At 59.6% G+C, this 11688-nt stretch carries 10 protein-coding genes and 2 pseudogenes; 2 read left to right on the forward strand and 10 right to left on the reverse strand.

Features of this window, described 5'->3' with window-relative positions; all coding sequences use genetic code 11:
- Positions 1–632 precede the first annotated feature (632 nt).
- The 9 genes and pseudogenes from HNO88_RS21080 to HNO88_RS22120 form a co-directional block, all read right to left on the reverse strand.
- The gene (locus tag HNO88_RS21080) at positions 633–1235 is read right to left on the reverse strand and encodes a TadE/TadG family type IV pilus assembly protein (RefSeq protein ID WP_184250627.1); all 603 of its coding nucleotides are present in this window, start codon (positions 1233–1235) and stop codon (positions 633–635) included.
- 59 nt (positions 1236–1294) lie between these two features.
- On the reverse strand, positions 1295–1885 hold the full coding sequence (locus tag HNO88_RS21085; RefSeq protein ID WP_184250630.1) for a TadE/TadG family type IV pilus assembly protein: 591 nt from the start codon (positions 1883–1885) through the stop codon (positions 1295–1297).
- Entirely contained in the window at positions 1882–3822 is a 1941-nt protein-coding gene (locus HNO88_RS21090) for a Tad domain-containing protein (RefSeq protein WP_184250633.1), read from the reverse strand. The genes HNO88_RS21085 and HNO88_RS21090 overlap by 4 nt, the downstream gene beginning before the upstream one ends.
- 776 nt (positions 3823–4598) lie before the next feature.
- Positions 4599–5018: an IS5 family transposase gene (locus tag HNO88_RS21095; protein WP_376768799.1), complete on the reverse strand. Its 420-nt coding sequence runs from the start codon at positions 5016–5018 to the stop codon at positions 4599–4601.
- Positions 5019–5331: 313 nt separating this feature from the next.
- Positions 5332–6490: pseudogene (locus tag HNO88_RS21100) on the reverse strand (IS110 family RNA-guided transposase).
- A 66-nt stretch (positions 6491–6556) separates the two neighbouring features.
- Positions 6557–6880, reverse strand: a pseudogene (locus tag HNO88_RS21105) (transposase); the annotation flags it as partial.
- Positions 6881–6904: 24 nt separating this feature from the next.
- Positions 6905–7135 (reverse strand): hypothetical protein, encoded by a 231-nt coding sequence (locus HNO88_RS22110; protein ID WP_312857151.1) that lies wholly within the window; start codon positions 7133–7135, stop codon positions 6905–6907.
- Entirely contained in the window at positions 7119–7586 is a 468-nt protein-coding gene (locus HNO88_RS22115) for a hypothetical protein (RefSeq protein WP_221420156.1), read from the reverse strand. Before HNO88_RS22115 ends, HNO88_RS22110 begins: the two co-directional genes overlap by 17 nt.
- Positions 7587–7591: 5 nt before the next feature.
- The gene (locus tag HNO88_RS22120; protein WP_221420157.1) at positions 7592–7843 is read right to left on the reverse strand and encodes a hypothetical protein; all 252 of its coding nucleotides are present in this window, start codon (positions 7841–7843) and stop codon (positions 7592–7594) included.
- Positions 7844–8418: 575 nt separating this feature from the next.
- On the opposite strand from HNO88_RS22120, the gene HNO88_RS22125 reads away from it, so the two are divergent.
- Positions 8419–8655 carry a hypothetical protein gene (locus HNO88_RS22125; RefSeq protein ID WP_221420158.1) on the forward strand — a complete coding sequence of 79 codons (237 nt, stop codon included), beginning with the start codon at positions 8419–8421 and terminating at the stop codon, positions 8653–8655.
- 335 nt (positions 8656–8990) lie between these two features.
- Here HNO88_RS22125 and HNO88_RS21120 read toward each other — a convergent pair whose 3' ends face one another.
- The gene (locus tag HNO88_RS21120) at positions 8991–9227 is read right to left on the reverse strand and encodes a hypothetical protein (RefSeq protein ID WP_184250639.1); all 237 of its coding nucleotides are present in this window, start codon (positions 9225–9227) and stop codon (positions 8991–8993) included.
- A 1878-nt stretch (positions 9228–11105) separates the two neighbouring features.
- Between HNO88_RS21120 and HNO88_RS23125 the strand changes: the two genes are divergently transcribed.
- The gene (locus HNO88_RS23125; RefSeq protein WP_376768798.1) at positions 11106–11228 is read left to right on the forward strand and encodes a hypothetical protein; all 123 of its coding nucleotides are present in this window, start codon (positions 11106–11108) and stop codon (positions 11226–11228) included.
- Positions 11229–11688: the final 460 nt, after the last annotated feature.

Here is an 11688-nt window from a genome sequence, read left to right on the forward strand (position 1 = left end):
GCCACGTTCCGATGGCAGCAGTCCCGCAATCACTTCCCATTCCTCGTCTGTCAAATCACCCCGAGCCATTGCCACTCCCGCAAAGAGCAGCTTTGCATCAGATGTCAGCCTGCTTGGGAATCCACTTTGTCAACGTGGCCTAGCCACTCCCACACCGCGCACTTACCAGCTTCCGCATCTGAATGTCCTTTGTCACGAGGCTTGTCCATCTTGGGCGTGGCGATGTGAAAGATGCAAAGAGCTTGGGGTGTGCCGCCCGGGTCGAAAGATCGGAGCAGACTGACGTGTCATTGTTACCGTGCCCTCAGGCGTGAGGGCAGCCTCGTCCCCGCATGCTGCTGAAACTGTTTCTTCTAAGTAATCCGAACCCCACCCCGGGCTGGGGCTCGAAAAACGCGGTTCCTCAGCGTTTACCCCCGCAAGATCGCCCAGGTAGGACCCGAGGTTCATGCGCGATGGTATGCAGGGGCGGCGCAGGCAGGGGGAACAGAGGCGATCTCAGGAGGCGATGGGCGGGCGACGGCGCTGCTCAGGCCGACGCGCTCAGCGGGGCTCCTGCTTGGCTTTGCGGGGTGTGCTCATCATGACCATGGCTCCAGCCCCACGGGGTCTGGCGCGCACCTCGGCCGCGATCAGGCAGATGTTTGACACTGTGACGCCGTGACCCCGCTGACCGGGTTCACGCCAGGACCGCTTGTGTCGCGATTGTCGCGCACGAGCACGGTGGCGATCTCCTGGATCGGCTCCTTAGGTGCGATGTAATGTGAGATGATAGGCTGGTAGGTGTAAGCAATCTCCACGAACATCGCGGGGACACCGGGCAGTGCCGTTACCTTGCTGCCTGTTGGGCCCATGCCTTTGAAGCTGCTGTTTCCTTCGCCATCGCCCGTCACGCCGTAAGTGGAAGCGTAGCTCAACGTTCCGAAGCAGCGCTGCCAATGGATGTACTGCCCTTTCGGTGGATCGGGCTGGACCTCTAGGCTGGAAAGGATGATGCGGCCGTGTCTGGAAATATCCAGAGATCCGGACTGCAGATTGGCGCCGGTGAACAAGTCATTGATCTGCCTCTCATCGATCTGCGTCTGAACGTTATTCTGCGTGCCGATACGAGAAGCGTTATCAGCGACCTGGAGCGCAAGCTGACTGATTTGCTGCCGCACTAGAATGAAGTTTGCCAACTCTACGCACCAGAGGGTGACAAGAAGGAGAAACGGCAGGCAGATGGCAAATTCCACTGCCGAGACGCCGCGTCGATCTCGCGTGAAGCGCCTCCACGCTCGAAGCATACTCGTGATCATGAGCAAACGCCCGCAGCGGCTTCTGCTTGCTGATCGTTGGGCTGATTTCTAAGCAGGGTCTTTGCTACCAACTCCACCTTGGAGTCACCCGTAAACATGGCGGCAAGCGGCAGGTGATCATACGCGACAGTTGCAGTGAGTAGGACGACATCCTTGGCGCCTCCCCGACCCGGGCCGCTACTGTCCGAGTCCCAGCGGCCATTGCGATTGGTATCCACAAAGGCCTCTTTGTTATTGCAGACCCCGTCATGGTTGCCGTCGCTGAACTCCTCAGGTTTGGCTACGCCCGAATAGTTATGGTACCAAGTTGGAGTCACCGTCACCAGGGCTCCAGGGGCGGTTTGCTGAACCGCTGCTTCTACGGCCGCTGTGATCGCAGCCTGCCTTGTGGCCGAGGCCGCATCTTCAAGGGTGAAGTCGCGGGAGGCTTTCTGAAGCTGCCCTGTCAGGACCGATCGCACGTACATCGTGTGGCAAAGATCGAGCCCGCCAAGCACAAGCAGCAGGAATACCGGCGCTATCAGTGCAAACTCCACCAGCGCCGCGCCGCGTTCGTCCCGCGCTAAAGCGATCTGGGCCGACTTCACTTTGTCAGCCTCAGCTGTGCGATCTTGGCCGCGATCTCTGCGAAGGTGGCGTTCAACTCATCCGCATTGTCGGCCTGGAACGCGCGCCCTTGCGAGGCGCAGTTCTCCAACAGGGAAGTTAGCGAGGTGCCGAATGCGATGACCCAGACAGTTATACCCTTCTGACCTTTCGCAATGGTGCAGTACTTGCTCAGCCGGTCCTCGACGATGGCATCTTGGTCGGAGTCGCTGGGTAGACTGGACGCACTCGTGCGGCGGCGATCCAATGCCGATAAGCCATAAGCGTCATATGCCTGAAAATGGGTCTCGGTATCCCCATCCGTCATGAAGATGATGTTGCGGCCAATGGAGCTGCCATTGGGGGCAGTGGCATTCTCGGAACCGAAAATGCCCTCGCGAGAGATCAGGCGCAGGCCCCAGAGGAAGCCGATATCGTGGTAAGTGTATCCGCGGGTCAGCAGGCCATCGAGGTAGGTCTTGAGGACTGACGTTGTCAGGGTGGTCGAGGTCTGCAGTTTGCGCGCCGGGCTGGGGCATGCGTTGAACAAAGATGATTGGCTCGAAAGACGGATGTAGTCGGTATAGGAATAAACCGCTGGAATGCTCCAGCCGGTCGGCGTCCCACCGTAGCCGGTAACCGAGCGAGCGAACACAATGGAGGGGATGAAGGGCCGCCATTGCGTATCAGCATCCGCAGGGTTGGGCGCACTGTCCACGTCCATGTCCCAGGCCGTTCCCGTCTCTCCCGTACGTAGCGTCTTTCGCTCCTCGATGCAGGCGGTGCTGCTACCGAAGGTGAAGGGCTGATTGGCCGCCTTGGTGTTATCCGTGGAAGAAGGAGTGTTTACCGGGAAGTCGACCTTGCCACCTGCCATCAATCCGTTGGCGGCATTGCCCTTGAAGGCTCGCACGTCGTAGCTGATGGGCTGGTACCACCAGTAATTGCGCGTGGCTGTGTTGGCTTGGCCCGCGTTCGAATTCTTGTCTATAGTTTCGGTGCGCGTCTGTGTCGTGGTTGAGTAGCTGGTCTTGGTGATGACGCATTGACCGCTCGAGTTGATGCTGGCCGAGTAGGTGTCACCGCCGTATGTGCGGGTGTTAGTACGTGATCTGGGCAAGGAAGTAGCGTCTGGGTTCCAAGCCGAGTTAGAGGTGTTCGTCGCAGTCGCCGTGTTCGCAGGCGCGACACAGGCTTCCGAGTTGCCGAAGCTCGTGCTTGACGTGGAAGGGGCGTTTGGCGTCCAGCCGGTATAAGTGGTGACGGTCTGGCCCTGCGTAGACCCGGTCGCCTCCTGTTTCTGCACGTCGAACTTGCGAGACTGGTAAGTAGCGCTGTCGACCATCCAATCGCGCTTTAGCAGCATGCCGACATTAACGGTGTTGGAGTAGGGCACGAAGCCATAACGCACCTGGGTGCCCGCGACCTTTGCGCTCTCCAGCGTGTTGTAGAAGCTTGTTACTGCCTTGCGCAGCACGGCAATCTTGCTTTCACTGTCGCCAGCATTGATGTCGTTCATAGAGCCGGTGGTGTCTAAGACGAACATCACATCCGTATTGGGCAGTTGTAGTTGGGCGTCGCACTTCGCTTCGATCTGGACGTCCTCGAAGCCGAACAATTTCATCAGCGTCATAGGCGTAGTGACGGTCGCCGTTCCATGCACGACGACATTGGCGTCAACTGTCGGCTCCGGAAAGCTGACGTTCGATGTTTCGTACTTGCCTGAGGTAAAGTTGGCGTTGAAGTAGGCTTGTGCCGTGTCGTTGGTGCCGGCCTTTCCTGGAACGATGTTGGTGCCCTGCATGGATCGGCGATAGGCCAGCACGCCGGCATCACATGCCTGCTGCAAGCGGCTCTTCACCAAGTACATGCGGCTGATGTCGAGCGCGCTCCCACCAAGCCCGATGAACACGACTGCGCTTGCGGCCGTGATAAACATGACGTTGCCACGTTGATCCCGCCTAAGGCGCTCAAGCAAGAGATTACGCACGTCCGACCCCCGTCTGGATTGATGTCGCAATTACGCCGACACTCACGAGGGTGTGTAAGGCTTAACTCTGAAGCTTTCGTTGTCGCCTTGTTAACTTACAGATTACCATTTGCGCGTAACACCAAAAACCTAAATGCGGGCGATAAGCGCAGCAATTTGGACCTCCGCCGCAACTACCGTGGCAAGTGTCGATAGAGCTAAAAACAAAGACTTAGCGACTTCATCTCGCCTCATTAACCTGCGCGCACGACGATGGAGAGCCGCAGCGTTGAGGGACGTTACAACCAACACTCCGGCGAAGAGCATCAAGCACAACACATCTTCGATAGATCCCCATGGTAGTCACGGTCTGCAAGGGCCGTGCCGATTCGACGGCAGCTCTACTCAACAATGATTAAGAGCTTCCCCTTAGGCTCCGCGTAATCCTTGAAGCCTTCTGTTTCGCAGGGCGCTTACCCCGCAAATAACGATCGATGCCGGTGCTTCTTGGGTCCCTAGTTCGATCTGAGGCACTCCGAAATGCATCGTCGCCGCACTCGACATACGGGACGCATCCTTGGAACGAGAATAGCCGCATTCGGCATGTTGGCGGCTAATTACGCGAGGCGAAGAACTTCGCCGACGCCGATAAGGGGAGCGTGGCTGCGCCTTTCCGCGTAAGTCTTGGAAAATACCGCAATTTCGCATTGACCATCCTAGGGTCGCGCAGGCAGTCTCAACTAGGGTCAGGACTCATTGAGCCAGAAGAGGAACGTGGCTGCGAGTGTGATGGCTGAGAGGAAGGTGTCGGCGGATCTGTCGTAGCGGGTGTGGATGCGGCGCCAGTCTTTCAGCCGTGCGAACATGTTCTCGATGCGATGGCGCTGGTTGTAGAGGGTGCGATCGTAGCTGTGCTGGATCTTACGTGAGGCGTGCGGCGGGATGCAGGGCGTGATCCCGCGATCGGCGAGAGCCTGGCGGAACCAGCGGGCGTCGTAAGCGCGGTCGGCGTGCATGGTTCTGGCCGCCGGCAGGGCGTCGATCATCATCGCTGCGCCCTTGTAGTCGCTGGTCTGTCCGGCCGTCAGGCGGAGCAGGATGGGGCGGCCTTGGCCGTCGCATACCGCGTGAAGCTTGCTGGTCAAGCCGCCGCGGCTGCGCCCGATGCAGCGGGGTAGGGCCCCTCACATGGGGATAATCGGGTCAAGGCTCCGCGGCACTATAACATTGGCAATCTTCCGTTTGGCAGATCCATGGTCTGAGCCTGCTGCTACAAGCGTCCCGCTAACCGGTCCGCTCTAACCTCACATCCGGTCGCCGCTCGTACGCGGCTGCACCACAATCCCGCTTGCGTCGGATCTGGCTCAGGAAGACGACACCAACGTTTTTGTCGGCGAGTGAAGACAAGAGGGCTCTACGGTCCGTCCGCCTGGATCCGGCAGGGCGATGCCCTGCGGGAACTCGGAATAAGTGACTCGCTCAGGCTGCCTTCAGCAGCGCGCTCTTCGGCACGACGCCGGTCGAACTGAACTGCCAAAGCGCGATCAGCAGCTTGCGGGCGAGCGCGACGATCATCACGCGCTTGATACGACCACCGTTCGCCTGCACCCGTTCGGCGTACCAGCGGGTCAGTTCCGACTCAGGCTGATGCCGAAGCCATAGCCAGGCGACCTGGATCATGGTCGTGCGCAGCCGCTTGTTCCCGGCCTTGGATACGCCCTGCTCGCAGTCCATGTTGCCGCTCTGCCATGGCGATGGCGGGAGGCCCGCATAGCAGGCGACCTGCCGACGGTTGCCGAAGCTGCGGAAGAACGCCTTGGCATGCAGCACGCCGGCAAACTCGGGGCCGATGCCGCGCAGCTGAAGCAGCCTGGCGCTCGCCGGCTCAGGTGCCTCGTCCGTCGCCGCCTCCAGCATCGCGTCGCGCTCGCGCTCCACCTCCTTGATCTGGCGCATGACCAGCTCCAGCCGATCCAACTCGCGCTCAATCTGGCGCTTCACATGGGAAGGCAGCGGCCGATCGTCACCGGTGACTAGTTCCTCCAGCCGCGCGCCGGTTCGTGCGCAGCGGTTCGTAATCGCCGACACCTTGCGCGAACAGCAGGCCCTTGATGCGGTTGACGTGCCAGATGCGTTCGACAACCAGGGAGCGCCGCTCGCGGCAGACGCGCCGGCGGTCCTCATCCTCTGCGCTCGGCACCGTCACCATGGCACAGATCCGCGGCTCGCCGCGCTTGTAGGCAGGCAGCGTGCGGACCAGCGCCTCGCCGTCGAGCTTGTCCGTCTTCGCGCGCCGGCTGCGCCGCGAGGCCGCGATAGTGGCGGGATCGACGACGTGGCTCTCGATGCCTTCGCGGATGAGGCAGCGGTGAATCCAGAAGCCGTCCAGCCCTGCCTCCTGGATGATGACCAGCGGATACTGCTCGCCCGTCCGCTCCCGCGCCTTCGCCTGCAACTGCGCCAACCGCTCCAGAAACGCCGGCATGTCGCTGCCCTTTACCTGATGGCGCGAAATGCGTTTGCCGCGACCCGGCGACAGCGACGTTACCAGCCAAGTGGAACGGCTCAACTCGAGCGAGACGAAGATCGCGTTCAGCTGCGTGCTGACGGCGGCATGGGACGGAATGGACACGGGCAATCTCCTTCACCACAAAGCGAGAAGGCCCAGTCTGCCTCAACTAGCGCCACCCCGCGGCCATGGAATCTTTTTGAGCAGGCTGGCGGCGGTGCGGTGCGCCTTGAGGTGGGTGGCGTCGATCATCAGCTGGTCGCCGTCCCCGCCCTTGGCGAGCTCGGCAAAGATGCGGTCGAACACGCCCATCCGGCTCCAACGGATGAAGCGGTTGTAGATTGTCTTGTGCGGGCCGTAGCCGCCCGGCGCGTCGCGCCAGCGCAGCCCGTTGCGGATCACGAACAACATGCCGCTCAAAACGCGGCGGTCGTCCACGCGCGGAACACCATGCGACCGCGGAAAGAACGGCTCAATCCGCCGCATCTGCGCCTCGCTCAGCCAAAGCAGCTCGTCCATGCAGCACCTCCGCCGCACCTTGAATCAGCTCAGCCAAGCCGCCGCAAGCAACTTAATAGGTCCTGACCCTAGCAAGGCATGCATGATGACGGCGAGGCGGCGGGCAAGGGCGACACGGGCCTCCTTGAGGCCGTGGCCCTTGGCAATGTTCATGGCCCATGTCTTCAGGGCAAAGGTCTCCCTGCTCCGGGTCAGGATGGAGTTCGCCGCTTCGTACAGAAGCTTGCGCACTGTACCGTCACCTTGCTTGGTGATCCTGCCAGTCCAGTCGAGCTCGCCAGATCAACGGCATTGGGGCACGAGGCCGAAGTAAGCGCCGGCATAGTGCGATTGTAGGGAGCGGCTCGCTTGATCGATGGCAGCAGCAAAGGCGGCGGTCCGTTTCCCCTTGCTCCATCAGCTCGGCGCGTACCGACAGCAGCGATGTGATGGCTTCCCCAAGGCCCGGGATATGAGCGGCCTGCATAATCCGTTGGAGAGATGGCTTTCCCTGGCCGGCACCTGGCCGATTGCCGAATTTGGCGCAAAGGTCTTGGATCACGTTGTCGAGCCGGACACGCCCCTGCACCAAGTGGCCACGCGCGGTGATCACACCGCGCACGTCATGCGCTGCGGGTAATTTGATGTGCACGTCCTTGTAGATCCCGGTCCGTGCCAGTTGGGCGAGCCCGGCGGCATTGTGCGGGTCGGTCTTGTTCGTCTTCATCGCCTTCAGGCTCTGGGCGCTTGTTTAGCATCGATGCACACCACCGGGATGCCCAGTTCGCGAAGACCAAGGCAGATCGCCGGCGACATACGCCCGGTCTCGATCACTGCCCGTTCAATCGCGCTATAGCGCTCTAGCAGCGTGGCGATCGCCTCCGGAGTGCTCTCGTCCTTTTCGGACGAGCTTCCGCCCGGTTTCGTCAACGATGCAGAGCTGCGTGCTTTCATCGATAGGTCCAATCCGGCATGGTGCTTCATGGCTGCTTCGTTCCTTCAGGACTCGACAACCAGAAGTGTGCGCCTCAGCCGAGGTCGGAGGAAGCAGCCGCAATTACGCGATGATTCTACAACAGCAGCCTGCAACGGGCTGCGGATGGGTCTTTTCTCCGGCAAAGAAACGGGCATGGCATGGTTTGAGCGGACGGAGTTGGTGTAGTCGGTGATTGAGCCGTTGTGGCCGACAAAGGTGCGTGAGAAGCAAGTAGATGATCGCCGGGCGGAACGGCGTCTTCTGGCGGCTACGCACGGCAGCGTGCTGTACGGCCTTCGTAGTGCGATCTAACGCATACGACTTGATCAAACCGCTTGAACCGCTGGCGGCAGGCGGAGCACTGGCAGATGATGTTGGAAGGTGGGTCAGCCGCTCACAAGGGCGACGTGTAGATGATCGACGCCTCTTCGATCCGGGTTCACCAGCATGGCGCCAACGACCGTAAGTAGGGAGGTGCTGATGCATCGGTCGTACGTGCGGCGGCCTGATGACGAAGATCACGCGCTGGTGGACGCCAATGGCATGACGATCGCAATAGAGCTAACCACGGGTTAGACTCACGATGGCCGCAGCGCCGCCGACATGCTCGAGACTTTTGCCGACGGCGACGCGTTGCTCGCCGCGCGCCTATGGCAGCGATGCACTCAGGATCGACATGGCGGCACACGGTGCATGGGCCAACATTAAGCCCATGTTCCACCGCAAGCGTCGGCTGATTTTCAGCAACTTCGTACGCCGCTACTGCAACCGCTTCTTCAGCAAAACTCAGGCAGTTCCGCGCAACCGTTCCCAATTATGACAAACGACACGAGAACTTCACCGCCTCGGTCTAGCTCGCATTCATTAGCATCTGGCTGCGGCATATTGGCTTGTTAACCTAAATGCCTCTCTTTAAGGATGTCATATGAAGCTGGAGATCTCAGTTGGAGAGCTTCGCGCCAGGTTAGAAAAGCGCTTTCGATCGCAATATCGGCTTTCGGTGACTCGCTACGATGGTTTATATACTGCGGCATACAAGAAATGTCTATCTGATGAAAGGCTAGCCGCGTGCGTGCACAGGGAACCATGCGTGCCCGTGCAAGGCAAAGGAATGAATGCTGTCGCACGGGACCGGTGCTGCCAGGCGGCGGACCATCAATTGTTCGTATCTACCTTAAGGCGCTCGGCCGCATCGCTGAGAACCTGAAGTAGCGCTTCGGTTCGCTTGGGGGACGGCAGTACTCGGCTCGTTTCGACAAAATCTGCCACCGCTCCAATAGCATCGCTGAGCCGAACACCTTCTGGATCGGTGGTCATGGCAATAAGACGTGACGAATAGTGCCGCAAAGTCCGTATAAGGGCCTGCCGGTCATTGAATTCCTGCTCAGTCATCTTGGTCCTTTCACGCGCACTGATCGTTATCACGTTTGAACGCTTGACTAGAGCACTTCCATGATGAGCGGAATCGTGGAGGGGTTCCGCGTACTATCTCGGGACGTCTCAATCATTGTAAAATGGGAACCGACGCATTGCAGTCTCGGATGATTGCCAGGCGCTTCTCCTCACGCACGTGAGGCGCGGCCCACCAATCGCATCAGCAACCCGCAATATCGAGTTCGGGCCATGAACGTGTAGCGCATGAGGGCCGATACATCGGCGAGGCGCTGCAGTACCTCAGGCCGGTTTACGGCGCCAGGGCTCAATTCTTGGATGCTCTTTATCTATCGTCCAAGCGCAGGGCATGCGCGCCCTATCTCATGATTAACCTGCCAATAAATTCGACGGCTCTGCCGGAAACGCTGAGCAGATCTAGCTGCTGGATGGAAGGTATCAGGCACAATGAGCAGGATGTGAATTGCCAATTGGTCAAGTGGATCACATGACCGATGGTGACAGTCTACCCCGACCTAAACCGATGAAGTGTCACACTTCTCTCGATAAGTCCTAGGCGCGACGACGACCGCTAGCTACACTGGCTGATGGACAAGGCTCAATGAGCTACGCTGCCTTCCTCAAAGACCCAAGTGCATCGTGTGGATAGTGGTTCACAGCGCCCGGACAGCACACGCGAACGCGATGCGCGCGACCGGCTCGAGCCGCAGGCTGAAAGCCGCGTGTTGTCACCCTTACAGGGGTTGCACGATCACGTTAGGCACGTATTGCAGCTTCCTTGATTGTCTGGACCAGATCGTCTTCAACGTTTCCCCATTCAATGGGCGCACTCCGCCGCGTTGCATCCAATCGCTGCAGAGGTCACCACGATGTCCGGGTCGCGCTGACGACGATGTCGTCGCGCGCGCACGTTCCATCGCTACCGCTTCGCTGGCCTGCCTCTTGGCAGAGGGTGGCGGGGTCAGCATGGTGCCAGCAGCCAGCGACAGCATGGCAATAGTCCTAATTTTGCGCCCATCTCAGGTATCGCTGATGATCCGCCGCGGAGCCGAAAGACGCGCGCGCCATCGGGGATAGCCGCTAGGACCGGAGAGCCGCTCGGTTGGGCAAGCTGATCGGCGATCCAGCCTGCGTCGATGTCCGGCACACGTCGGCACGCGCTACAGTCTGTTGTCGCCCCCGTGTGGCAGCGCCGCTGCAAGTTACCAGCATTCATCTCAACGTTGCACTCGAAAAATGTACGGGCGCAAAACTGCCCTCCGTCCCATCGACGCCAGCTCATGTTACACCCGCGCCAGTATGCACTTCGGCTCTGATCAGTGCAAGCAGGCGCTAAACTAATTAACCGTGTTGCGCTTCGCGCGCCGCGCTGATCCGGAACTTACATTGTCTTGGTAGCTCGGGCGCTTGACGACCGTACGAGATGACAGATCGACATTGGTTGATGATCGAGCCGCTGGTGCTCAACAAGCTGCGTGTTGATGAGCGCCGGCTGCTGAACGGTATTTTCTCGCGGTTCCGCAAAAGCTCACCGGATGCAGAGATGCCCGAGCACTAGCGGCGGTCAACGATCGACGATCGATTCTTGTGATGGCGGAAAGCCGGGGTGCGGGATCGGCTACCGTCTGCCGTCTGCCGCCTGTCCCGATAATGTGGGCGAGATCGTCATGATCGACTCCGCCGTTGTCCGCGTCGACGAGCATGGTGCGGTGGGTAAAGGGGGATCTATGATTAGCGGAACGTTCCGAATAGCCTCACGAGCAATACTCACGTCCTCGTCGACGCTGATGGCAGTTCCATTGCTTTGCGCGTGACCAGGGGCAAGGCAAATACAGTGCGGAAGCCGAGGCGCTGCTCGCAACCATAGCAGCGCGTGCAATGCTGCTGACTGACAAAGGCTACGACAGCAACGCGATGGGCAACGCTGCCTTCCGCCAGAAAGCCTTGGCCAACATCGCGAGCGGTTCTAACGGTACGGAGCGCTTTGCCTTTTCGGACTGAATCTACCGCCAGCGCGCCCTCGTCGGACGGTTCTTCAACCGCATCAAGCCATTCGAGGGTGCCGCGACGCGGTACGACAGGTGCTCCCATAACTACATTGCAGCCGTCAAGCTCACATACACCTGCATCTGGTACGCCGCGTGTTGTGTGTACGCGCTTGCATGAAAAGTCGCGATGAGGAGCGGTGCTATCTCCAACGAATCTCCGCGCCTCCCTCGGCACAATCTCGCCGCGGGGAGGCTGATATTGGTGCGGCAGCAATCAAACTTATCATCAATCCTCTGCCGTTCAAACGTGGCTACCATGATGAGCTCTGATGTTCCGTAGCGGGGTGCATTTTGTCGTAATGAAACCTCGCATCGTCGAGAATAGTTTTGCTTAGATACAATCTACGACAAAAAGCAAAATGAGCTTGCGTGGGGCAGGGGCGACCATGAACGGTCGGTTAACAGGTGCTTTT

Origin of the sequence: Novosphingobium chloroacetimidivorans (genome assembly GCF_014204535.1) — a bacterium.
GTDB lineage: Bacteria > Pseudomonadota > Alphaproteobacteria > Sphingomonadales > Sphingomonadaceae > Novosphingobium > Novosphingobium chloroacetimidivorans.